Genomic DNA, 21,847 nt, shown 5'->3' with positions numbered 1-21,847 from the left:
GTCCGCATGAGGCCATCTGCCAATTGGCGCGGTGTGTCGCACGATCTGGCTGATATCTCGAAAGTTTTTTGTGATTGTTGGGATGACCAGGTTGGAAATGTTCTCCCATTATTCGAACAGGTATTTCATTTCTGCGATGCTCCTGGTCGGGTCCGGTGCCACCGGTTCAGCAGCCCCTCGGACAGTTCCTCCGCCGTGAGCGCGTAGACCAGGTGGTCGCGCCATGCCCCGTCGATGTGCAGATAGCGCGGCCGCAGCCCTTCCTGGCGGAATCCGAGTTTCTCCACCACCCGGCGGCTGGGCAGGTTCTCGGGCCGGATACACACCTCGACGCGGTGCAGTCCGACGGCGCGGAAGCAGTGGTCGACGGCGAGCGCGACCGACGTCGGCATCACTCCGCGCCCGGCCACCGCCTGGTCGACCCAATAGCCGACATGGCCCGAGCACATCGATCCCCAGGTGATCCCGGCGACCGTCAACTGCCCGGCCAGCCGCCCCTGGTACTCGATGATGAACGGCAGCATCCGCCCCGCGTGCGCCTCCGCCCGCAGATGGCGGACCATCTGCCGGTAGGTGGGCCGGTGGGTGACGGGGCCGCCCGGCGGGGGCGGCGGGATGGTCGCCTCCCAGCGCCGCAGCCACTCCCGGTTGCGCTGGTTGACCTCGCGCCAGGCGCGCTGGTCGCGCAGCTTTATGGGGCGGAGGACGGTGTCGCCGTCCGCCAGCACGACCGGCCAGGGGGCGTTCAGCGCGCGCTCCCGGCCTGCCCCGCGGGATCGGCGGGATCATCGGTGGGGGCGGCGGAATCGGCGGGTCTGCGATGGTCGCCGCCGTGGATCTGGTCGACCGCGTGGACCAGGAGACGGCCGAGCACCTTAAGGCCGTCACGCACCCCTCCGGTGGAGCCGGGCAGGTTGACGACCAGGGTCGTGCCGGCGACCCCGGCCAGCCCCCTGGAGAGCGCGGCGGTGGGCACCTTGGCGAGCCCCTCCGCGCGGATGGCCTCCGCGATCCCCGGGATCTCGTAGTCCAGAACCCGGCGGGTGGCCTCCGGGGTGCGGTCGGTGGGGGTGAGGCCGGTGCCGCCGGTGGTCACCACGACGTCGTACGAGGCCGTCACGGCGTCCCGCAGGGCGGCCTCCACCGGATCGCCGTCGGGCACCACGCGCGGACCGTCCACGGCGAAGCCGAGCCCGGCCAGCCCCTCGGCGATCAGCGGGCCCCCGGTGTCGGCGTAGACCCCGGCGGCGGCGCGGTTGGAGGCGGTGACGACCAGGGCGCGGCGCGACGCCGCTGAGCCGCTCATGCCCGGTTCCAGTCGCCGGACTTGCCGCCGGTCTTCTCCTCCACCCGGACGTCGGTGATGACGGCTCCCTTGTCGACGGCCTTGACCATGTCGATCACCGTCAGGGCGGCGACCGAGACCGCCGTCAGGGCCTCCATCTCCACGCCCGTACGGTCCGTGGTCTTCACGGTGGCGGTGATCTCGACGGCGTCGTCGGCGACCGCGAGGTCCACCGTGACGCCCGACACCGCGAGCGGATGGCACAGCGGGATCAGATCCGGGGTCCGCTTGGCGCCCATGATGCCCGCGATCCGGGCCGTGGCGAGGGCGTCGCCCTTGGGGAGGCCCTCGCCGCGCAGCAGTTCCACGACGCGCGGCGCGACGCGCACGCGGCCGCTCGCCCGAGCGGTGCGCGCGGTGACGTCCTTGGCCGAGACGTCGACCATGCGGGCGGCGCCCGACGGGTCAAGGTGGGTGAGATGGTCCTGGGCGCTGCTCATCGTTCTCCCGGTCCGGGCCAGGTGGCTCCTGTGTGGGACGACACCGTACCCGCCGCGGTCCGCGGCTAGGCCAGCAGGACGACGTCCACCTCGGCGCCGGGGGCGACCTGGGTGACGTCCTCGGGGACGACGATCAGCGCGTTGGCGTGCGCCATGGCCTTGATCAGGTGCGATCCCGCGCCGCCCACCGGGCTGACGGTGGCCGGGCCGTCGAGCGTGGCCGGTTCGTACCAGCCGCGCAGGAACTGGCGCCTGTCTTTCGGCGAGGAGGCGACGCCCTCGGGGCAGACCGCCTGGACGGTGGTGCGGTGGACGTCGGCGCTGCCCAGCATGGTGCGGATGACGGGGCGCACGAAGAGCTCGAAGGAGACGTACGAGCTCACCGGGTTGCCGGGCAGGGCCATCAGCGGGGTGTTCTCCGGGCCGACGCGGCCGAAGCCCTGGGGCTTGCCGGGCTGCATGGCCAGCTTGCGGAAGTGCACCTCGTGCATCGCCTCCTTGACCACGTCGTAGGCGCCGACGCTGACGCCGCCGCTGGTGACGACGATGTCGGCGCGGACCAGCTGGTCCTCGACGGCGGCGCGCAGCGTGGCGGCGTCGTCGGCCACCGCGCCCACCCGGTAGGCGATCGCGCCGGCCTCCCGGGCGGCGGCCGTGAGCTGGAAGCTGTTGGAGTCGTGGATCCGGCCGGGGCCCGCCTCCTCACCGGGCTGGACCAGCTCGCTGCCGGTGGAGAGCACCACCACCCGCGGCCGGGGCCGCACCATCACGGTGGCGCGGCCGAGCGCGGCCAGCAGCCCGAGCTGCGAGGCGCCCAGGACCGTGCCGGCGCGCAGCGCGAGCTCGCCCGCGTCCGCGTCGCTGCCCCGGGTGCGCACGTGCTGGCCCTCCCGTGCCGGGCGGAAGACGCGCACCCTGCCGCTGCCGCCGTGGGGGTCCGAGCCCCGCGCGGGCATATGGGTGACCGGTCCGCTGTCGAGGCCGCCGTCGGTCCACTCGACGGGGACGATGGCCTGGCCGCCGGGCGGGACCGGGGCACCGGTCATGATCCGGGCCGCCTCGCCCGGACCCACGGCGGGCAGGTCACCGCTGCCCGCCGCGATGTCGCCGATGACGGTCAGCACCGCGGGATGGTCCTCGGTCGCGGCCGCGACGTCAGCCGTACGGACGGCGTAGCCGTCCATGGAGCTGTTGTCGAACGGCGGAAGCGCGCCGGGGACGGTGACGTCCTCCACCAGGACACAGCCCTGCGCCTCGAGCAACTGCAGCTCGATCGGCTCCAGCGGATGGACGTGCCCGAGGATGTCGTCGAGGTGCTCGGCCACCGTCCAGACCCGGTCCTGGTCCGGGCCGCGGTCGGCGGCCCGTTCTGCGGTGCTGCTCAAGGTGCTACATCTCCTCGGTGACGTAACTGCGAAGCCATTCCCGGAACTCCGGGCCCAGGTCTTCACGTTCGCACGCGAGTCTGACAATGGCACGCAGATAGTCGCCACGGTCGCCTGTGTCGTAGCGGCGTCCCTTGAATACGACGCCGTGCACCGGGCCGCCGAGGTCCGGACTGGAGGCTAGCGCCTGCAGGGCGTCGGTGAGCTGGATCTCGCCACCGCGGCCCGGCTCGGTCTCGCGCAGCACCCCGAAGACGGCCGGGTCGAGCACATAGCGGCCGATGACGGCGTAGTTGCTGGGCGCGTCCGCCGGGTCGGGCTTCTCAATCAGGCCGGTGACCTGGACGACGTCGTCCTCCACGGTCGGCTTGACGGCCGCGCAGCCATAGAGGTGGATCTGTGCCGGGTCCACCTCCATCAGGGCGATGACGCTGCCGCCATGCCGCTCCTGGATGTCGACCATGCGGGCCAGTAGCGGGTCACGGGCATCAATGAGGTCGTCGCCGAGGAGGACGGCAAAGGGCTGGTCACCAACGTGCGGGGCGGCACAGAGCACGGCGTGGCCGAGGCCCCTGGGGTCTCCCTGGCGGACGTAGTGCATGGTCGCCAGGTCGCTGGACTCCTGGACGCGGGCGAGTCGGGTCTCGTCGCCCTTACGGGTCAGGGCCTCTTCGAGCTCGTAATTGCGGTCGAAGTGGTCTTCCAGGGGTCGCTTGTTACGACCGGTGACCATGAGAACGTCGGACAGCCCGGCGGTGACTGCTTCCTCGACGACGTACTGGATCGCCGGCTTGTCGACGACCGGCAGCATCTCCTTGGGGGTGGCCTTGGTGGCCGGAAGAAAGCGGGTTCCGAGTCCCGCGGCAGGGATGACAGCCTTGCTGATCCGAGTACGCGATTGAGTCATGTACCGAACCCTATCCGGTGCCTTTGGGGCAGATGATGAGTATTCGGTGAATATGGCATGAGACAGGGAGATTGCGCACCCAGTGATCAACACCGACGCTAGTAAGCGCGCATTGCGGAGGCGTCACCTGACGATGAGGTCCAGGTTGACGGCGGATGACATCGAGACGGCCGGCGCCGCTCTGGCGTGTCGCGCCCTGGAGCTTCCCGAGCTCGCCGGGGCTGCCACGGTGGCGGCCTATGTGTCCGTGGGCGGCGAGCCCGCCACGCACGCCCTGAGGGAGGCCCTGCGCGCCCGCGGGGTCCGGGTGCTGCTTCCGGTGCTGCTCGAGGACGACGATCTCGACTGGGGCGAGGACGAGGGGCCCGGACGGCTGGCGCCCGCCCGGCGCGGCCTGCTGGAGCCCGAGGGGCCGCGGCTCGGCCCCGATTCGGTGACCGGGGCGGACGTGGTGCTGCTGCCCGGACTCGCGGTGGACCGCCGCGGCATGCGGCTGGGCCGCGGCGGCGGCTCGTACGACCGGGTGCTGGCCCGGCTGGCGGCGGCGGGGGCCGATCCGGCGCTGGTGGTGCTGCTGTACGACGGCGAACTGCTGGACGAGGTGCCCGAGGAGGCCCACGACCGTCCGGTGCACGCGGCGGTGACGCCGTCGGACCTCCACCGCTTCACGCCGCGGCCCCGCTGAAGGCGCCCGGAGGCGCCTGTCGGCGGGGCCGCGAGGATCGAACGGGCCCGGGACCGACCGGGGGCGGAAACGCCCCTCAGACGGCCACCGGGCCCTTCGGGGCCCTGTGCGGGGCCCTGGGTGCTCCATGGGGCGCTACGGGGTGAGCGCCAGCTCGTCCTCCGTCGACTTGTCCACGGCGCTCTTGTTGAACGCCCAGGGCAGCAGCTCGCCCTTCGCCCACTTCTCGGTCTGGTCCGTGTAGTGCGCGTTGTAGGCGTGGCCGGAGGCGCCGGTGAGGTTGATCCAGCGCGACTTGTCGAGGTTGTCGAGGTTGACGACCATCCGCATCGAGGGCACCCAGGTGACGTCGTAGCCGCCCGCGGCGTTCCAGCCGGTGGCGTTGACCGCCGCCTCGCCGCCGGAGAGGTTCCACGGGCCCCGGTTGAGGAGCCACTGCACCACGCCGGGGCCGTCGGTGCCCAGGGTCTGGTTCTTCAGCGTCAGCCGGTGCAGCCGGCCCCAGCTCCAGCTGTTGATGTCCTTGCCCAGCTTGGCGGTGAGCTCCGAGCGCGCGGCCCGCATGGCCTGTCCCAGCAGCTCGTCACGGTTGGTGGCGCCGGGCTTGTTGCGGGTGCCGGCCGTCTTCCACCAGTCGTTCTTCGGGTCCTTGATGATCTTGCGCACGACCTCGTACCAGCGGTCACCGCCGTCGGGCTGGGCCATGTCGGGGTCGCGCTTACCGCATTCGCGCACCAGCCGGGCGTTGCCGTTCAGGTCCTCCAGCGGGCCCGAGTCGTCGGCCGGGCGCACCCGCAGGCACTCCCCCTTGACCCGCAGCTCCTTGGGGAGCTTGTCGCCGAAGGCCAGCTTGAGGGTGTTGCGCCAGACGGCGTTGAAGTACGCGGCGGCCGCCGAGTCCGAGTCCTGGGTGTAGTCCCAGCTCTCCAGCAGCTTCTGGGCCTCGCGTACGTAGTCGTCCTTGACGTCGATCTTCAGCAGATAGGGCGTCAGCAGCTTGGCGATCTCGCTGCTGTTGTCCATCTGCAGGGACTGCATGTCGTCCGTGGAGATCTTCCCGCCGTCCTTGACCTTCGACTCGATGAGGTCGGTGATGCGCTGGCTCCGCGCGCCGTAGCCCCAGTCGTCGGTCAGCAGATACGGGTAGTTCTTCTTGTCTATGACGGCCTGGTTGGCGGTGACGATATAGCCGCGATCCGGGTTGAACTCCCAGGGCAGCGCCGACTGCGGGATGTACTTGCTCCACTTGTAGCGCGAGTCCCAGCCGGGCGCCGGGTAGCGGCCGTCACCCTTGGAGCGCACCGGGATCTGGCCGGGCGCCTGATAGCCGATGTTGCCCTTGGTGTCGGCGTAGATGAGGTTCTGGGAGGGGACCGCGAAGTCGCGGGCCGCCTTGCGGAAGTCGCTGAAGTTCTTGGCGGTGTTGAGCTTGAAGACCGAGTCCATGGTGTTGGACGGGGTCAGCGCGGTCCACTTCAGCGCCACCGCGTAGCCGTCGCCGCGGTCGGGGGCCACGTCATCGGCGCCGGTGCCCACCGGGGCGCTCTTACCGACGCCGGCGAGCTCGTCGTCGCGGTCGGAGACGATCGGGCCGTTGTTGGTGGTGCGGACGGTGATCTTACGGCTCGCGCCGCCCGCGACCTTGATGGTCTCCTCGCGGGTGGTGAACGGAACCTGCTTGCCGTCGTAGAGATAGCCGTCGGAGGTGACCTTCTCCAGGTACAGGTCGCTGACGTCGGCGCCGAGGTTGGTCATGCCCCAGCTGATGTCCTGATTGTGACCTATGACCACACCGGGCAGACCCGCGAAGGTGAAGCCCGCGGTGTCGTACGGACACGCGCTGCTGACCTGCTTGCAGTGCAGCCCCATCTGGTACCAGACGGACGGCAGCTGAGGCGCCAGGTGCGGGTCGTTGGCGAGCAGCGGCTTGCCGGTGGTCGTGTACTTGCCGGAGACCACCCACGAGTTGGAGCCGATACCGGTCCCGTTCGGGCCCAGCAGCGCCGGGACGTCGTCCAGGGTCTTGGAGAGCGAGGACAGCTGCGTCTGCAGCCCCTGAGCGGCTCCGGTGGCCCCTCCGTCCACCGAGCCGGTGCCGCCCGTGCCGCCCGTGGAGCCGGCCGGGGTGCCCTTGGGGTCGAACTCGTCCGTGACCTCGTCGACGGCGCCGCCCTGGACGATCGGCTTGTTCCGGCCGTACGGGTAGGACGGGTAGAGCTCGTCTATCTGCTTGGCGCTGAGCCGGTTGGAGGCCAGGGCGCGGTCCACCTCGTCCTGCATGTTGCCGCGCAGGTCCCAGGCCATCGCCTTCAGCCATGCCAACGAGTCGACCGGGGTCCACTTCTCGGGCTTGTAGCCGTCGTTCTTGAAGTCCAGGGCCGCGTACTCGACGGAGAGCGCGTCCCCCTGGTGGTCCTTGAGGTAGGCGTTGACGCCGTCGGAGTAGGCCCGCAGATTCTTCTTGGTGGCGGCCGACACCTTGGTGTCGTACTCCTGCTTGGCCACCCGGTGCCAGCCCATGGTGCGCAGGAACGCGTCGGTCTCCACCTGGCCGGAACCGAACATCTCCGAGAGCCGGCCCGCGGTCATATGGCGGCGGACGTCCATCTCCCAGAAGCGGTCCTGGGCCTGGACGAACCCCTGGGCGCGGAAGAGGTCCTCGGGGGTGCCGGCGTAGATCTGAGGTATCCCGTAGCCGTCACGTTTGACTTGCACGGGGCCCGACAGCCCCTTCAGTTGCAGCGACCCCGTGGTCTCCGGGAATGAGGCTCGAACTGTACTGATGCTCCAGTACGCGCCGTAGCCGACGCCCCCGACGAGCAGCAGCACGACTGCGATCACGATCAGGCGGAGACGTCGGCTCTTCTTCTTTTTGGGAGAAGAGCCGGTTGTGTTGGCGGGCATCGCTGTCCTTCGAGGGGCAGGGTGAACCTGGAGTGCTGGAGCAACCATAGGCGCAGCGCTGTCGCCGCCCCTACGCGGAGTCATGACTGACGCCCTGCACCGGCCACCGACCGGGCTCGTACACCTCGGTGAAGCCTTCTCATGGGAGGCTCGCGTCAAGATCCCGTAAAATGTTAGGTAAGGCAATGAAGTTCCGGTCGGCGGGGACCCCTTCGCAGCGTTCCCTCCGCTCCCGCGAGAAAGGGTCGGCCCCTGACTGTTCACCACCTCAATGAGCTGCTGTTGATCTGCTCCCTCGTCCTGCTCTTCGCGGTGGCGGCCGTAAGGGTGTCATCGCGCAGTGGACTGCCCACGCTGCTGATCTATCTCGGCATCGGCGTCGCCATCGGCACGGACGGGATCGGCGTCACCTTCAACGACGCCGAGCTGACGCAGATCCTCGGCTACGCCGCGCTGGTCGTCATCCTGGCCGAGGGCGGTCTGGGCACGAAGTGGGGCGAGATCAAACCCGCCCTGCCGGCGGCCGCCGTCCTGTCTACCGTGGGCGTCGCGGTGAGCGTGGGGATCACCGCGGCGGCAGGGCACTACGTGGTGGGACTGGACTGGCGGCAGGCGCTGATCATCGGCGCGGTGGTGTCGTCCACGGACGCGGCGGCGGTCTTCTCGGTGCTGCGCACGGTGCCGCTGCCCAAGCGGCTGACGGGCGTCCTGGAGGCCGAGTCGGGCTTCAACGACGCCCCTGTGGTGATCCTGGTGGTCGCCTTCTCCAGCCAGGGCCCCATGGAGTCCTGGTACTCACTGATCGGCACGATCGCCCTGGAGCTGGCGATCGGCGCGGTGATCGGCATCGCGGTCGGCTGGCTGGGCGCCTACGGCCTGCGGCATGTGGCGCTGCCCGCCTCGGGTCTGTACCCGATCGCGGTGATCGCCATCGCGGTGACCGCCTATGCGGAGGGTTCGCTGGCGCACGGGTCCGGCTTCCTCGCCGTCTACCTCGCCTCGCTCATCATGGGCAACGCACGGCTGCCGCACTGGCCGGCGACGCGCGGTTTCGCCGAGGGGCTGGGCTGGCTCGCCCAGATCGGGATGTTCGTCCTGCTGGGGCTGCTGGTCACCCCGCATGAACTGGGCGATGACATCCTGCCCGCCCTCGCGGTGGGGCTGGTGCTGACCGTGGTGGCCCGTCCGGTGTCGGTCCTGGTCAGTACGGCGCCGTTCCGGCTGCCCTGGCGGGAGAAAGCGCTGCTGTCCTGGGCCGGGCTGCGCGGGGCGGTGCCGATCGTGCTGGCGACCATCCCGGTCGTCAGCGATGTGCCCGACAGCCGCCGGATCTTCAACATCGTCTTCGTGCTGGTGATCGTCTACACCCTGGTCCAGGGGCCGACGCTGCCCTGGCTCGCACCCCGGCTGCGGCTGGAGGAACCCGAACCGGCCGACCTGGGCATCGAGTCGGCGCCACTGGAGCGGCTGCGCGGCCATCTGCTGTCGGTGTCGATCCCCCAGTCGTCCAAGATGCACGGTGTCGAGGTCGGCGAGCTGCGGCTGCCCCCAGGGGCCGCGGTCACCCTGGTGGTCCGGGACGAGACCAGCTTCGTACCGCTGCCCTCCACGATGCTGCGGCGCGGCGACGAGCTGCTGGTGGTGGCCACGGACCCGGTGCGCGACGCGGCGGAGCGGCGGCTGCGGGCGGTGGGCCGGGGCGGGAAACTGGCGGGGTGGCTGGGCACGGGAGCGGGTTGAGGGGGCCTGCCGGATGCCGCCTCAGGCGGTGTGTTCGATCACCGTATGTCTCGTCCCAGTGGACTGACGGGCGGGAATACTGCACTATGGAGCGTCGTTAGCACTCATTGAGTGAGAGTGCCAGGAGGAAGAACGTGCCGACCTACCAGTACCAGTGCACCGAGTGCGGCGAGGGCCTCGAGGCGGTGCAGAAGTTCAGCGACGACGCGCTCACCGAGTGCCCCAACTGCAAGGGACGCCTGAAGAAGGTGTTCTCGGCGGTCGGCATCGTGTTCAAGGGCTCCGGCTTCTACCGGAACGACAGCCGCTCCTCCTCCAGCAGCTCGAGCGGCAGCTCCAGCAAGCCGGCGGCGAAGAGCGACAGCTCCGACTCGTCGTCCTCGTCGTCTTCTTCCTCGTCCTCGGACTCCTCTTCCTCGTCCCCCTCCTCGACGTCTTCGTCGTCGACGACATCCTCGTCGTCTTCGTCGTCCTCGACGTCGAGTTCGGCCGCCTGATCCGGCCGCCTGATCCTTCGGCTTCATCGGCACCCCGCCGCCTCCTCCGGGAAGCGGCGGGGTGTCGTTCGCGTGGGCGCGGATGGCTAGGGTGATCACATGGTCGAGACCAGCAGGCAAGCAGACATAGGGGTCATCGGGGGATCGGGGTTCTACACGTTCCTCGACGACGTGACCGAGATCACCGTGGAAACTCCCTATGGAGCGCCGAGCGACTCGCTCGTCCTCGGCGACATCGAGGGGCGACGGGTCGCCTTCCTCCCGCGGCACGGCCGCAAGCATCATCTGCCGCCGCACCGCATCAACTACCGCGCCAACCTCTGGGCCCTGCGCTCGCTCGGGGTACGGCAGGTCTTCGGCCCGTGCGCGGTCGGCGGGCTGCAGCCGGAGTACGGACCTGGGACGCTGCTCGTCCCGGACCAACTGGTGGACCGCACGAAGGGGCGCACACAGACCTACTTCGACGGCGAGCAACTGCCGGACGGCCGGATCCCGAATGTGGTGCACACCACATTCGCCGACCCATACTGCCCGGTGGGCCGGAAGGCGGCCGTGGACGCGGCGCGCGGACGCGGCTGGGAGCCGGTGGACGGCGGGACGATGTGCGTGATCGAGGGACCACGCTTCTCCACCCGCGCCGAATCGCGCTGGCATGCGGCGCAGGGCTGGTCGGTGGTCGGCATGACGGGCCACCCGGAGGCGGTGCTCGCCCGTGAACTGGGTCTCTGCTACACGTCGTTGACGCTGGTCACCGACCTGGACGCGGGAGTCGAGACCGGCGAGGGCGTCACCCACACCGAGGTACTGAAGGTCTTCGGGGAGAACGTGGGCCGACTGCGCGAGGTGCTCTTCGACGCGGTGGGCAGGCTCCCGGAGACCTCCGCCCGGGACTGCCTGTGCACCCATGCCCACGACGGCTGGGACCTGGGGATCGAGCTTCCATAGGCGCGGCGCGGGGGCGGGTGTCGCTCGCGCGGGTGGCCGAGTTTTCCACAGCCCGGTGGCCGTCCACAGGCCCGAGCGGGATCGGGCGGGGGCGGGCATGGTGAGGGGGCCAGAAGCACCCGGACCCTCACGGCAGGCGGTGATGTGCCATGTCCCATCCGTCCCCCACCCTCGCGTTACCCCGCTCCGCTCCCCCGGCCCGCGCAGTGCCCCGCTTCGATCCGGTGCGCACCGGAAGCACCGGCGGATTCGGGCTGCGGCGGACCGTGCGGCGACGCCGCCGCGCGATGGCGGCCGGGCTGGCGCTGACGGCCGCCGCACTCGCGGCCGCCGCACCGTCCGGCCGGGGGCACACGGACGCGGTCTCCTCCCGGGCGCCCGCGCCCGCGGGTGAGGAACGGCGGGGCGGCCCGCGCCCCGCGATGGTCTCGGCGCCGGTCCGGATCGCCGACGCGGCGGCGGTACGGCTGCTGCACCCCGGCGACCGGGTGGATGTGCTGGCCACACCGCTTCCGGACGCCGCACGGGCCCGGTCGTCCGGCACTACGGCCCGGGTGGTCGCGCGTGGGGTCCGGGTGGCCGAGGTGCCGGGGGCGCCGAGCGCCCGCGCGACGGACGGCCGAGCCGACGGCGGCGCACCGGAGCCCGATCCGGACGCGGACGCGAGCGGCGACGGGGCGCCGGACGGCGGCGGCGCGTTCGACGGCGCGGCGATCGGCGGCGGGGCGCTGGTGGTGCTGACAGTGCCGCGAGCGGACGCCACCGCGCTGGCCGGGGCCGCTGCCGACTCCCGACTGGCGGTGACGCTATGCCGCTGCTGACTCCCCCGACTCCCCTGATGCCCCTCTCACCTGCGGGTGTAGGTTGCGGAACCGTCCGCTCAAGCACCGAAGCGGCGAAAGAGAGGCAGTGGGTTGAGCCAGGAGAAGGTGACCGAGGAGAAGCAGAGCGTCATGGAAGGGTTCAAAGCCTTCCTGATGCGCGGCAATGTGATCGATCTGGCCGTCGCGGTCGTCATCGGAGCCGCCTTCACCGCCGTCGTGAACTCGATAGTGAAGGGCCTCATCAACCCCATAGTCGGAGCCTTCGGCACGAAGGACCTGGAGAAGTACCGCTCCTGTCTCAAGGCGCCCTGCGAGACCAACGCCACGGGCGATATCGTCCACGGCATCCCGATCCTCTGGGGAAGCGTGCTCTCCGCCGTGCTGACCTTCCTGATCACCGCGGCGGTGGTGTACTTCCTGATGGTGCTGCCGATGTCACGCTATCTGGCGCGGAAGGCCGCCAAGGAGGCGAAGGCGGAGGAGGAGCAGGCCGTCGCGGACGCCGAGGAGATCATTCTGCTGCGCGAGATCCGCGACGAGCTGGTGGCACAGCGCGCCACCGCCCGCGACGGTGGCGGCAGCGGCTCCAGCGCCTAGGAATCCGTCAGAGGTGGTGGGGCGGCTTCTCGTCGAGGAACCGGGCCAGATCAGCGGCATCGTCGGCACTGTCGCCGCCGGGAACCCGCTCGCCCCACCCGTGGTCCGTATCGTCCGATGACCGCTGCACGAAGGGATCGTCGAAGATCAGCGCGGCGGCCGGATCGCGCGGTCCAGGGGCAGGGGCGGTGCTCATACCTCAAGAGTACGGCCCGGGTAGCGGCTCGGTGTATCGGCCGAGCTCGTCGTGCCACCACAGGTCACGGCCGGGCCTCCAGGACACCGGGCAGGCCAGCCGGTGGACCACCAGTACGGACCGCACCTCGGGGCAGCCGGCCAGCGCCCGATCGACATGGCGCTTGAGCGGCTGTATCTCCCCGCCGTGCTGCCCGGCGTCCGCGGTGATGACGACCTTGGCGCCAACCTCCCTGATCCGGTCGCGCAACTCATGGGGGCGCAGCCCCACGGGGAGGCTGGCCCGGACGACGTCGAGCCGGCCGCAGGCGAGCGTGGCGATCACGGACTCGGGCACCAGCGGCAGATGGACCGCCACCCGGTCCCCGGCGCGGACGCCGAGCCGGGTGAGCGCGGCGGCGGTCCGGGCCGCCTGGTCGAGCAGCTCGGCATGGGTGAGCTCCTCGGTGCAGTCCGGCTCGCTGATCCAGCGGAGGGCCACCCGGGCGGCCCGCCGAGGGTCGGCGGCCGGTGTCGGGAGCTCCTCCGTCCGAGACGTACGGGGCACGGCGGTCTTCTTTCGGACGGGGGCGAACGGCATACAGCTCAGATTGCTGCCAAGCCATCAACGTCTGATGAACGCCCTCTATATGAGAGGTCCTCATCCCGTCCGGCGCGCTTCGGCGGCGATCGCGGAAGGGCGGATACGGGGGTGGTTCGCGCCTCGCTACTCGACCATGCCACGGCTTCCCGTGCTACGCATAGCTTCCATGGATGCCGAGCGGACAAACCCCGAATCAGTTCCCACCGGTCCGGCCGACGGCCTGACGGATATCCGCGGACTGCGGGTGGGCCATGCCCAGCGGTCCGGCGGCGGCCGGCTCACCGGGACAACCGTGGTGCTGGCCCCCGAGGGCGGTGCGGTCGCCGCCGTCGATGTGCGCGGCGGTGGGCCGGGCACCCGGGAGACCGATGCCCTCGATCCGCGCAATCTGGTCCAGCGCGTCGATGCCGTCGTACTGACCGGCGGCAGCGCCTTCGGACTCGACAGCGCCTCGGGGGTGGCTTCCTGGCTGGAGGACCATGGCCGGGGCTTCCGGGTCGGCCCCGATCCGGCGCAGGTCGTTCCGGTGGTCCCGGCCGCCGCCCTCTTCGACCTGGGCCGGGGCGGCGACTGGCGGGCCCGCCCGGACGCCGCGCTGGGGCGCGAGGCGATCGAGGCGGCGGCCGGTTCGGAGACGGGGGCCCCGGTCGCGCGGGGCAATGTGGGGGCGGGCACAGGCGCGGTGGCCGGTGGGCTCAAGGGCGGCACCGGTTCGGCCTCCATGGTGCTGCCATCCGGCGTCACGGTGGCCGCGCTCGTGGTGGTCAACGCCGCGGGATCGGTCGTCGATCCCGGTACGGGTGCGCTGTACGGGGAGCACTACGGGTCGTCGGAGGCGGGCGGGCCGCACCGGCCCGGTGCGGCCGTGCACGTGGAGGCGATGCGTCGGCTCGCCGCCGCGCGGGCCGAGTCGGAGCGGCGGCAGGCCGCTTCGGTGCGGCCTCCGCTGAACACCACGCTGGCCGTGGTCGCCACCGACGCCGTACTCACCCGGGCCCAGGCGCAGAAGCTCGCGGGGACGGCACACGACGGTCTGGCGCGGGCCATCCGGCCGGTGCATCTGCTCTCCGACGGCGACTCGGTCTTCGCCCTGGCCACCTGCGGGCGCCCGCTGATACCGGAGGGCGACCCCGAGGACGCCGGCGATCCGGCGTTCGGGGTGCACCGGGAGAGCGGTGCGCTGAACGAGGTGCTGACCGCCGGGGCGGATGTGCTGACCCGGGCGGTGGTCAAGGCGGTGCTCGCGGCGGAGACCGTGGACGGTCCGGGCGGTGTCTTCCCCGCGTACCGGGATCTTTACGGCCTCTGATCCTCGAGGGCCGGAGAAAGGAAGCATCCGGCCGGGAGAAGCGGGCCGGGGCGATGAAGAGAAGGGGGGCTTCGGATGGATACGGATCTGCTGATCGTCGGCGGTGGCCCGGCGGGCTGCGCCGCCGCCGTGATGGCGGCGAGCGTGGGGCTGCGCTCCGTGCTGATCGAGTCGGGCGGCGCCCTGTGCGGGGCGCTGCGGCGCATCCCAGTGGTGCGCAATGTCCTCACCGCCACCAACGGCCCGGATCTGGCGGCGGCGATCGAGGCCGACCTGGCGCAGTGTGATCTGTGCCGGGTGGAGCTGGGCCGCCGCGCCACGCTGATCGATGCCTTCGACGATCGCGTCGAGGTCACGATCGAGCCGGTGGAGTCCGTGGAGCCTGTGGAAACCGTGGAGGCCGCGGGGCCCGATCGGGCTCCTGGCTCGCGGCTGACCGCTCCGTATGTGGTCGTCGCCACGGGGGTCGGGCCGCTGGGCCCCGAGGGAGCGGGATGGCTCGGGCGCGTGGACGGCCGGGCGCTGCCTCAGCTGTGGGAGGCGGATCCGGCGGCGATCGACGACCGGACGGTGCTGGTCCTGGGGGCGGACCGGCCCCTGGGTACCGTGGCGCGGGCCCATCCGGAGCTCAAGGCCCGCTTTGTGGTGGTGTATCCGCCCGAGGACACCTACAAGACCGAGGAGATCCGGCGGGACCCCCGGGTGGAGCTGGTGGCCGTGCGGCGGCTGGAGTTGGGACCCGGGTCCGCGTCGGCACCGGTCATCGCCGAGGCCGAGACGGTGGGAGGCGAGCGGCGGACGCTCACGGCCGATCTCGCCGTCCTCAACCTGGGCAGCGCCCCGGCGCCCCCGGCCGGGGCCGTGGCCACCGACCGGTCCGGGTACTGCCCTCCCGGGAGCCAGCATCCCCGGGTCTTCACCGCCGGTGATCTGCGGTCGGCCCGCTTCCAGCGGATCGCGACCGCCATGGGGTCGGGTGGCGAGGCCGCACTCGGCGCCTACTACGCCTCACGCGGTCTGCCCACGGAGACCGGCGGCCCGCCCACAGAGGTGGGCGGGCCGCCGGGCCCGACAGGGGGTGGCTGAGATGCGGTCAGACCGCCACCGCCACCTTCGACTCGTCCTCGGTGGTGCCGCCCGTGGCAGCACCGCCGCCCGCCTGGCCGGTGGCCCCCGGCTCCGCCGTCTTCCGCAGCCCCTTGAGGAAGACCACCAGACCAGTCGAGACCGCCGTGCCCGCCACGATGGCCAGCAGGTAGAGGAACGGCTGGCCGATCAGCGGGACCACGAAGATACCGCCGTGCGGGGCGCGCAGCGTGCAGTCGAACGCCATCGACAGCGCGCCGGTGACGGCACCGCCCACCATCGAGGAGGGGATCACCCGCAGCGGATCCGCCGCGGCGAACGGAATGGCGCCCTCACTGATGAAGGAGGCACCCAGCACCCAGGCGGCCTTGCCGTTCTCCCGCTCGGTCTTGGTGAACAGCCGTCCGCGCACGGTGGTGGCGAGGGCCATCGCCAGCGGCGGGACCATACCGGCGGCCATCACCGCGGCCATGATCTTGAGGCTTCCGGTAGACGGGTCCGACACCGCGATACCGCCGGTCGCGAAGGCATAGGCCACCTTGTTGACCGGGCCGCCCAGGTCGAAGCACATCATCAGGCCGAGGAGGACGCCGAGGCCGATGGCATTGGCGCCGGAGAGTCCGTTGAGCCAGTCGGTCATCGCCTCCTGTGCGGAGGCGATGGGCTTGCCAATCACCACGAACATCAGGACACCGACGATCGCGGAGGAGATCAGCGGGATCACCACCACCGGCATGATGCCGCGCAGCGACGCCGGGACCTTGAACCGCTGGATGGCCATGACGACCGCGCCCGCGATCAGGCCCGCCACCAGACCGCCGAGGAATCCGGCCTTGATGGTGGTCGCGATGTAGCCGCCCACGAAGCCGGGGACCAGACCGGGCCGGTCGGCCATGCCGTAGGCGATATAGCCGGCAAGGACCGGCACCAGGAAGGTGAACGCCGCACTGCCGATCTGGAAGAGCAGCGCCGCCCAGCTGCTGGTCTCGGTCCAGACGAAGTGGTCCGCCACGGACTTGGCGCTCGCGATCTCGTAGCCGCCGATCGCGAAGGCGAGCGCGATCAGCAGACCACCCGCCGCGACGAACGGAACCATGTAACTGACGCCCGTCATCAGCCACTTGCGCAGCCGGGTGCCGAAGCCGTCACCGGCGGCGCCGTCCGCGTCCATCGGCGCCGAGCCCTCCGCCGCGCCGTCGGCCGGTGCGGCGATCTCGCCCCGTGCGGCCTTCCCACGCGCCTCGGCGATGAGCTCGGCGGGGCGGTTGATGGCCGCCTTCACCCCGACGTCCACCGTCGGCTTGCCCGCGAAGCGGGCCTTCTCCCGCACCTCCACATCGTGCGCGAAGACCACCGCGTCGGCGGCGGCGATGGTGGCGGCGGGGAGCTTGTCGAATCCGGCCGAGCCCTGGGTCTCGACCACCAGCTCGACGCCGGCTTCACGAGCGGCGTTCTCCAGCGACTCGGCGGCCATATAGGTATGGGCGATACCGGTGGGGCAGGACGTGACGGCCACCATCCGGAAGGGGGCCACCGGCTCCGACGCGGGCTGGGAGGCGTCGGAGGCCGCAGCCGAGTCGGAGGCGGCAGGCTCGGCCGGAGCAGGCTCCTCAGCGGCGGGCTCAGCCGCGGCGGGCTCAACCGCAGCAGGCTCCTCAGCGGCGAGCTCAGCTGCGGCGGGCTCCTCGCCGCGGATCAGGGCGGCCACCTGTTCGGGCTGGTCGGCCGAGCGCAGGGCAGCGGTGAAGTCGGCGTTCATCAGCTGCCGCGCAAGGCTCGACAGGATCGTCAGATGGTCGCTGTCCGCGCCCGCCGGGGCGGCGATCAGGAAGATCAGATCGGCCGGTCCGTCCGCCGCGCCGAAGTCGATCCGGGCCGCGCTGCGCCCGAAGGCCAGGGTCGGCTCGGTGACATGGGCGCTGCGGCAGTGGGGTATGCCGATGCCGCCGTCCAGGCCGGTCGGCATCTGCTCCTCGCGCGCCGCCACATCGGCGAGAAAGCCGTCGAGGTCGGTGACCCGGCCGGCCTCGACCATGCGTTCGGCGAGCGACCGGGCGGCGGCTTCCTTGGTGTCGGCGGACAGGTCAAGGTCGACCAGATCCGCGGTGATCAGCTCACTCATCTCGCGGCTCCCTTGTGTGCGGTGCCGCCCTGGGGGAGGCGGGCGGACGGAGTGGGGATTGAGGGGTGGGAGTGGGGTCGGCCGGTCACGCGGGCTCCTTGAGCACACGGTCCAGCGGGATGTCGGCCGTGGTGACCACGGCGGACGGGTCGAGGTCGGCCGGGGTCGGCATGGCGCTGCCCGGCAGCTGCACCGCGGCCGCTCCATGGGCCACGGCCGAGGCGAGTGCGGCGGGCCCGGAGCCGCCCGCCGCGAGGAATCCGGCGAGCGAGGCGTCGCCCGCGCCGACGTTGCTGCGCACGGCGGTGACCTGGGCGGTGCCGAAGTACGCGCCGGTCTCGTCGACCAGCAGCTGGCCGTCGGCGCCCAGGCTGGCGAGTACGGCGCGGGCACCCAGCCCGCGCAGTTCCTCGGCCGCCTTGACCGCCTCGCCCACGGTGGCCAGCGGACGGCCCACGGCCTGGGCCAGTTCCTCGGCGTTGGGCTTCACCACATCCGGGCGCTCGCGCAGGGCGGCGGTCAGCGAGGGGCCGGAGGTGTCCAGGGCGATCCGGGCGCCCGCCCGGTGGGCCCGCGCCACCAGCTCGGCGTACCACTCGGGCGCGAGCCCTCGGGGCAGGCTGCCGCAGCAGGCGATCCAGTCGGCGCTCTCGACCCTCGTCCGGACGGCCTCCAGCACCGCCTCGGCCTCGGCGTCGGTCAGTTCGGGCCCGCTCGCGTTGAGCTTGGTGAGGGTGCCGTCCGGTTCGGCCACGGAGATGTTGACCCGGGTCGAGCCCGCCACGGGCACGCCCGCCGCCTCGATGCCCAGCTCCTCCAGCAGCCGGGCGAGCAACGCGCCCTCCGGTCCGCCGAGCGGCAGCACGGCCACCGTGCGCTGCCCCGCGGCGGCCACGGCGCGCGAGACATTGACGCCCTTCCCGCCGGGGTCGACCCGGTCGGCCGTGGCCCGCAGCACGGCGCCGCGCTCCAGCACGGGGATCTCGTACGTACGGTCCAGGCTGGGGTTGGGGGTGACGGTGAGAATCATGCGCGTGCCACTTCCGTGCCCTGGCGCTCGATGGCCAGGGCGTCCTGGGGGCTGAGCCCGGTGTCCGTGATGAGCAGATCGACATCGTCCAGGCCGCCGAACCGGGCGAAGTGCTCCCGGCCGAACTTGGCGGAGTCCGCGAGCAGCACCACCCGCCGGGCCGCCGCGATCATGGCGCTCTTGACGGCGCCCTCCGCGAGGTCGGGTGTGGTGAGCCCGCCGTCCAGCGAAAAGCCGTTGGTGGCGAGGAAGACCACATCGGCCTTGATCTCCCCGTAGCCGCGCAGCGCCCATGCGTCCACGGCGGCCCGGGTGCGATGGCGGACCCGCCCGCCGACGAGGTGCAGCGCGATACCGGGGTGATCGGCGAGGCGGGCGGCGACCGGCAGGGCGTGGGTGACGACGGTGAGCTTGGCCTCCAGCGGGAGGGCGGCGGCGAACCGGGCCGCCGTCGAACCGGCGTCGATGATCACGCTGCCGTCGGACGGCAGCTCGGCGACGGCGGCCCGCGCGATCCGGTCCTTCTCATCGGCGGCGGTGGACTCGCGCTCGGCGAGATCGGGCTCGAAGTCCAGCCGTCCCGCCGGGATGGCGCCCCCGTGCACACGGCGGACGAGCCCGGCCCGGTCGAGGGCGCGCAGATCACGCCGTACGGTCTCGGCGGTGACCTGGAACTCCTCGGCGAGGGACAGGACATCCACCCGCCCGCTCTCGCGGGCGAGCCGGAGAATCTCCTGCTGACGCTCCGGTGCGTACATGTGGGTTTACGTCCCTTCCATGCCCGAACCTGTGATTTCGCGGTCAGATTACGTGGGCGATGCAGGAAAGTAAACAGACTCGGGCACGAAACAAACTCGACCGGGCATATTTCGTGGCTCGCGGTCGCTCAGCGGCCCCGGCCCGCCTCACGCCCTGGCTCAGCGGCTCCCAGCCTCCTCACGCCCTGACTGGTCCCGCCCCGGGGCCCCGGGCCGCTGCCTCTGACCGCGGCCCCCGCGGCCCCCGTCCCCGGTCCCCGGCCCCGGCCCCGGCCCTCGAACGCCGAACGCCGCTCATCGCCCTAGCGCACCGTCCGAATCCCGCCGGACTTCCGCGGCCCGCCCGGCCAGGATCGAGTCATGTCCTCTGGGACCACCGCAAAGCGGAATCTTTACCGCATACCAGGAACACAAGGAATAGAGGAGAAGGCATGACACTCGACGGCAAGGCGGCCCTGGTCACCGGCGGCAGCCGGGGCATCGGCGAGGCCGTGGCGATCCGGCTCGCCGAGGAGGGTGCCGATGTCGCCCTGACCTACCACAGCCAGGCCGAACGCGCGGCTGATGTCGTCGACCGGATCAAGGCGCTCGGCCGCCGCGCCTGGGCCGTGCAGGCCGACGGCGTCGACGCGCAGGCGGTGCGGGCCGCCGTGGAGGGGGCCGCCGCCGAGTTCGGCCGCCTGGACATCCTGGTCAACAACGCGGGCGTCGGCGTCCTCGGCCCCATCGCCGAGCTGTCGCTGGACGATGTGGACCGGGTGTTCGCCGTGAACGTCCGGGCGCCGTTCCTCCTGGCGCAGGCGGCCACCGCGCATATGGCCGACGGCGGGCGGATCATCAACATCGGCAGCTGCATGGCCGAGCGCGTCGCCTTCCCCGGCGGCAGCCTCTACGCGACCAGCAAGACCGCGCTCACCGGTCTCACCAAGGCCCTGGCTCGTGAGCTCGGCCCGCGCGGAATCACCGCCAACCTGATACACCCCGGCCCCGTGGACACCGATATGAACCCGGCCGACGGCGAGAACGCCGCCTTCCAGAGCGGCTTCACCGCGCTCGGGCGCTACGGCCGCACCACGGAGATCGCGGCGACCGTGGCCCATCTCGCGGGCGACAGCGGCCGCTACATCACCGGGGCATCGATCGCCGTGGACGGCGGCTTCGCCGTCTGACCACCGTGGACGGCGGCTTCGCCGTCTCACCAATCGCTCCTCCATCCCCAGACCCAGAAGACCCCGACAGACAGACACAAGCGAGCCCCGACGCCAGGGGGGGGAGGCGCCGGGGCTCGGTCTAGGGGTTGGAGGGGATCTGGTGGCTGGGGTCTGCTGGCCCGAGAACTCAAGCCGCTGCGTCGAAACCGGTCTGGCGGGCCATCTTCTTCAGCTCAAGCAATGCGTGCTTCTCGATCTGGCGGATCCGCTCACGCGTGAGGCCATGCTGCTTGCCGACCTCGGTCAGGGTGCGCTCCCGGCCGTCGTCGATGCCGTACCGCGCCTTGATGATGGAGGCGGTGCGGTCGTCGAGGCGGCCGATCAGGTCCTCCAGCTCCTCGCTGCGCAGCAGCGTCATCACCGACTGCTCGGGCGAGACGGCCGATGTGTCCTCCAGCAGATCGCCGAACTGGGTCTCCCCTTCGTCGTCGACCGACATGTTCAGACTGACCGGGTCACGGGCCCAGTCGAGCACATCCGAGACCCGCTCCATCGTGGAGCCGAGCTCCTCGGCGATCTCGGCGTGCTCCGGCTCGCGGCCGTGCTCACGGTTGAACTCCCGCTGCACCCGGCGGATCCGGCCGAGCTCCTCGACCAGGTGGACGGGCAGCCGGATCGTACGGGACTGATCCGCGATCGAGCGCGTGATGGCCTGACGGATCCACCACGTGGCATAGGTCGAGAACTTGAAACCCTTCGTGTAGTCGAACTTCTCCACCGCGCGCACCAGGCCCGCGTTGCCCTCCTGGATCAGGTCGAGCAAGGGCAGCCCACTGCGCGGATAGCGGCGCGCCACAGCCACGACGAGGCGCAGATTGGAGCGGATGAAGACGTCCTTGGCGCGGGCGCCTTCGGCGGCTATCGCCTCCAGCTCCTCGCGGCTCGCACCTGCGGCAGGGGTATCCTCAACCTCCCCGTCCAGGATCTGCTGGGCGTACACCCCCGCTTCGATGGACTGAGAAAGCTCGACCTCCTTCGCCGCGTCCAGCAACGGGGTGCGAGCGATCTCGTCGAGATACATGCCGACCAGGTCGCGATCGGCGATCTCCCCGCCTGAGGCGCGAACACTGTTGGCCCCATCAGCGCCACCACCGGCGGCGGACTGATTACGGGCGACGGCACGGGTTGCCATGCGTGCTCCCTTACAGATGGATCGGGCGCGGACTATGGACGGACTCTCCGGTGTCGGGTGCCCCGTCCGAAGGAAACAACGACTGGAATCAGGACAGAATTCCCATCAGGCCCCCACGTTTTTACGATCATGCAGTATCCTGTCCAGCCACA

21 protein-coding genes are annotated in these 21,847 nt (G+C 71.2%); 9 read left to right on the top strand and 12 right to left on the bottom strand.

The window, feature by feature from the left end; all coding sequences use genetic code 11:
- Positions 1-125: 125 nt before the first annotated feature.
- From J2Z30_RS16920 to galU, 5 genes are all read right to left on the bottom strand, one after another.
- Positions 126-749 (bottom strand): GNAT family N-acetyltransferase, encoded by a 624-nt coding sequence (locus tag J2Z30_RS16920; RefSeq protein ID WP_044571110.1) that lies wholly within the window; start codon positions 747-749, stop codon positions 126-128.
- A complete protein-coding gene (locus tag J2Z30_RS16915) occupies positions 746-1,306 on the bottom strand; it encodes a MogA/MoaB family molybdenum cofactor biosynthesis protein (RefSeq protein ID WP_044571113.1) in 561 nt (186 codons plus the stop codon). The genes J2Z30_RS16920 and J2Z30_RS16915 overlap by 4 nt, the downstream gene beginning before the upstream one ends.
- The gene (gene moaC, locus J2Z30_RS16910; protein ID WP_044571116.1) at positions 1,303-1,785 is read right to left on the bottom strand and encodes a cyclic pyranopterin monophosphate synthase MoaC; all 483 of its coding nucleotides are present in this window, start codon (positions 1,783-1,785) and stop codon (positions 1,303-1,305) included. The genes J2Z30_RS16915 and moaC overlap by 4 nt, the downstream gene beginning before the upstream one ends.
- Positions 1,786-1,850: 65 nt before the next feature.
- The gene (glp, locus tag J2Z30_RS16905) at positions 1,851-3,170 is read right to left on the bottom strand and encodes a molybdotransferase-like divisome protein Glp (RefSeq protein ID WP_044571119.1); all 1,320 of its coding nucleotides are present in this window, start codon (positions 3,168-3,170) and stop codon (positions 1,851-1,853) included.
- A gap of 4 nt (positions 3,171-3,174) precedes the next feature.
- Positions 3,175-4,077 (bottom strand): UTP--glucose-1-phosphate uridylyltransferase GalU, encoded by a 903-nt coding sequence (gene galU, locus J2Z30_RS16900; protein ID WP_044571122.1) that lies wholly within the window; start codon positions 4,075-4,077, stop codon positions 3,175-3,177.
- 85 nt (positions 4,078-4,162) lie between these two features.
- Between galU and J2Z30_RS16895 the strand changes: the two genes are divergently transcribed.
- Positions 4,163-4,762, top strand: a complete 600-nt coding sequence (locus tag J2Z30_RS16895) for a 5-formyltetrahydrofolate cyclo-ligase (RefSeq protein ID WP_044581529.1) — start codon at positions 4,163-4,165, stop codon at positions 4,760-4,762.
- A 135-nt stretch (positions 4,763-4,897) separates the two neighbouring features.
- Here J2Z30_RS16895 and J2Z30_RS16890 read toward each other — a convergent pair whose 3' ends face one another.
- Complete coding sequence (locus tag J2Z30_RS16890; RefSeq protein WP_044571125.1) at positions 4,898-7,666, bottom strand: penicillin acylase family protein; 2,769 nt, start codon at positions 7,664-7,666, stop codon at positions 4,898-4,900.
- A gap of 252 nt (positions 7,667-7,918) precedes the next feature.
- On the opposite strand from J2Z30_RS16890, the gene J2Z30_RS16885 reads away from it, so the two are divergent.
- The 5 genes from J2Z30_RS16885 (at position 7,919) to mscL (ending at position 12,269) form a co-directional block, all read left to right on the top strand.
- The gene (locus J2Z30_RS16885) at positions 7,919-9,406 is read left to right on the top strand and encodes a potassium/proton antiporter (RefSeq protein WP_044571127.1); all 1,488 of its coding nucleotides are present in this window, start codon (positions 7,919-7,921) and stop codon (positions 9,404-9,406) included.
- 134 nt (positions 9,407-9,540) lie between these two features.
- Positions 9,541-9,903 carry an FmdB family zinc ribbon protein gene (locus tag J2Z30_RS16880; protein ID WP_044571129.1) on the top strand — a complete coding sequence of 121 codons (363 nt, stop codon included), beginning with the start codon at positions 9,541-9,543 and terminating at the stop codon, positions 9,901-9,903.
- 99 nt (positions 9,904-10,002) lie between these two features.
- Positions 10,003-10,848, top strand: coding sequence for an S-methyl-5'-thioadenosine phosphorylase (locus J2Z30_RS16875; RefSeq protein WP_044571131.1), 846 nt, complete (start codon positions 10,003-10,005; stop codon positions 10,846-10,848).
- Positions 10,849-10,997: 149 nt separating this feature from the next.
- Positions 10,998-11,669 (top strand): RcpC/CpaB family pilus assembly protein, encoded by a 672-nt coding sequence (locus J2Z30_RS16870; RefSeq protein WP_044571138.1) that lies wholly within the window; start codon positions 10,998-11,000, stop codon positions 11,667-11,669.
- A gap of 132 nt (positions 11,670-11,801) precedes the next feature.
- Positions 11,802-12,269: a large conductance mechanosensitive channel protein MscL gene (gene mscL / locus J2Z30_RS16865; RefSeq protein ID WP_107073523.1), complete on the top strand. Its 468-nt coding sequence runs from the start codon at positions 11,802-11,804 to the stop codon at positions 12,267-12,269.
- Between the two features lie 7 nt (positions 12,270-12,276).
- On the opposite strand, the gene J2Z30_RS16860 is transcribed toward mscL, so the two are convergent.
- Positions 12,277-12,465, bottom strand: a complete 189-nt coding sequence (locus tag J2Z30_RS16860) for a hypothetical protein (protein WP_044571143.1) — start codon at positions 12,463-12,465, stop codon at positions 12,277-12,279.
- Between the two features lie 3 nt (positions 12,466-12,468).
- Positions 12,469-13,011: an AMP-binding protein gene (locus J2Z30_RS16855; RefSeq protein WP_308279943.1), complete on the bottom strand. Its 543-nt coding sequence runs from the start codon at positions 13,009-13,011 to the stop codon at positions 12,469-12,471.
- A 202-nt stretch (positions 13,012-13,213) separates the two neighbouring features.
- On the opposite strand from J2Z30_RS16855, the gene J2Z30_RS16850 reads away from it, so the two are divergent.
- Both J2Z30_RS16850 and J2Z30_RS16845 read left to right on the top strand, forming a co-directional pair.
- Positions 13,214-14,356, top strand: coding sequence for a P1 family peptidase (locus tag J2Z30_RS16850; RefSeq protein WP_044571146.1), 1,143 nt, complete (start codon positions 13,214-13,216; stop codon positions 14,354-14,356).
- Positions 14,357-14,431: 75 nt separating this feature from the next.
- A complete protein-coding gene (locus tag J2Z30_RS16845; protein WP_209468710.1) occupies positions 14,432-15,442 on the top strand; it encodes an FAD-dependent oxidoreductase in 1,011 nt (336 codons plus the stop codon).
- Between the two features lie 7 nt (positions 15,443-15,449).
- Here the strand turns inward: J2Z30_RS16845 and J2Z30_RS16840 are convergent, their stop codons facing one another.
- From J2Z30_RS16840 to J2Z30_RS16830, 3 genes are all read right to left on the bottom strand, one after another.
- On the bottom strand, positions 15,450-17,564 hold the full coding sequence (locus tag J2Z30_RS16840) for a PTS fructose transporter subunit IIABC (RefSeq protein WP_044571148.1): 2,115 nt from the start codon (positions 17,562-17,564) through the stop codon (positions 15,450-15,452).
- An 85-nt stretch (positions 17,565-17,649) separates the two neighbouring features.
- Positions 17,650-18,594: a 1-phosphofructokinase gene (pfkB, locus tag J2Z30_RS16835; protein WP_044571155.1), complete on the bottom strand. Its 945-nt coding sequence runs from the start codon at positions 18,592-18,594 to the stop codon at positions 17,650-17,652.
- Positions 18,591-19,352, bottom strand: coding sequence for a DeoR/GlpR family DNA-binding transcription regulator (locus J2Z30_RS16830; RefSeq protein WP_044571157.1), 762 nt, complete (start codon positions 19,350-19,352; stop codon positions 18,591-18,593). Before J2Z30_RS16830 ends, pfkB begins: the two co-directional genes overlap by 4 nt.
- Positions 19,353-19,783: 431 nt before the next feature.
- Between J2Z30_RS16830 and J2Z30_RS16825 the strand changes: the two genes are divergently transcribed.
- Positions 19,784-20,521, top strand: coding sequence for an SDR family NAD(P)-dependent oxidoreductase (locus tag J2Z30_RS16825; RefSeq protein ID WP_044571159.1), 738 nt, complete (start codon positions 19,784-19,786; stop codon positions 20,519-20,521).
- A gap of 169 nt (positions 20,522-20,690) precedes the next feature.
- Here J2Z30_RS16825 and J2Z30_RS16820 read toward each other — a convergent pair whose 3' ends face one another.
- Complete coding sequence (locus tag J2Z30_RS16820) at positions 20,691-21,695, bottom strand: sigma-70 family RNA polymerase sigma factor (RefSeq protein WP_044571164.1); 1,005 nt, start codon at positions 21,693-21,695, stop codon at positions 20,691-20,693.
- Positions 21,696-21,847: the final 152 nt, after the last annotated feature.

Origin of the sequence: Streptomyces iranensis, from assembly GCF_017874715.1 — a bacterium.
Classification (GTDB): domain Bacteria; phylum Actinomycetota; class Actinomycetes; order Streptomycetales; family Streptomycetaceae; genus Streptomyces; species Streptomyces iranensis.
The sequence above is the reverse complement of the archived record's forward strand: the minus strand, read 5'-3'. Positions and strand labels throughout refer to the sequence as shown.

Coding starts and splice junctions, on each gene's coding strand:
- J2Z30_RS16825 (WP_044571159.1), top strand. CDS start 19,784: ATGACACTCGACGGCAAGGCGGCCCTGGTCACCGGCGGCAGCCGGGGC.
- J2Z30_RS16870 (WP_044571138.1), top strand. CDS start 10,998: ATGTCCCATCCGTCCCCCACCCTCGCGTTACCCCGCTCCGCTCCCCCG.
- J2Z30_RS16830 (WP_044571157.1), bottom strand. CDS start 19,352: ATGTACGCACCGGAGCGTCAGCAGGAGATTCTCCGGCTCGCCCGCGAG.
- moaC (WP_044571116.1), bottom strand. CDS start 1,785: ATGAGCAGCGCCCAGGACCATCTCACCCACCTTGACCCGTCGGGCGCC.
- mscL (WP_107073523.1), top strand. CDS start 11,802: ATGGAAGGGTTCAAAGCCTTCCTGATGCGCGGCAATGTGATCGATCTG.
- pfkB (WP_044571155.1), bottom strand. CDS start 18,594: ATGATTCTCACCGTCACCCCCAACCCCAGCCTGGACCGTACGTACGAG.
- J2Z30_RS16845 (WP_209468710.1), top strand. CDS start 14,432: ATGGATACGGATCTGCTGATCGTCGGCGGTGGCCCGGCGGGCTGCGCC.
- J2Z30_RS16820 (WP_044571164.1), bottom strand. CDS start 21,695: ATGGCAACCCGTGCCGTCGCCCGTAATCAGTCCGCCGCCGGTGGTGGC.
- J2Z30_RS16850 (WP_044571146.1), top strand. CDS start 13,214: ATGGATGCCGAGCGGACAAACCCCGAATCAGTTCCCACCGGTCCGGCC.
- galU (WP_044571122.1), bottom strand. CDS start 4,077: ATGACTCAATCGCGTACTCGGATCAGCAAGGCTGTCATCCCTGCCGCG.
- J2Z30_RS16915 (WP_044571113.1), bottom strand. CDS start 1,306: ATGAGCGGCTCAGCGGCGTCGCGCCGCGCCCTGGTCGTCACCGCCTCC.
- J2Z30_RS16840 (WP_044571148.1), bottom strand. CDS start 17,564: ATGAGTGAGCTGATCACCGCGGATCTGGTCGACCTTGACCTGTCCGCC.
- J2Z30_RS16890 (WP_044571125.1), bottom strand. CDS start 7,666: ATGCCCGCCAACACAACCGGCTCTTCTCCCAAAAAGAAGAAGAGCCGA.
- J2Z30_RS16860 (WP_044571143.1), bottom strand. CDS start 12,465: ATGAGCACCGCCCCTGCCCCTGGACCGCGCGATCCGGCCGCCGCGCTG.
- J2Z30_RS16875 (WP_044571131.1), top strand. CDS start 10,003: ATGGTCGAGACCAGCAGGCAAGCAGACATAGGGGTCATCGGGGGATCG.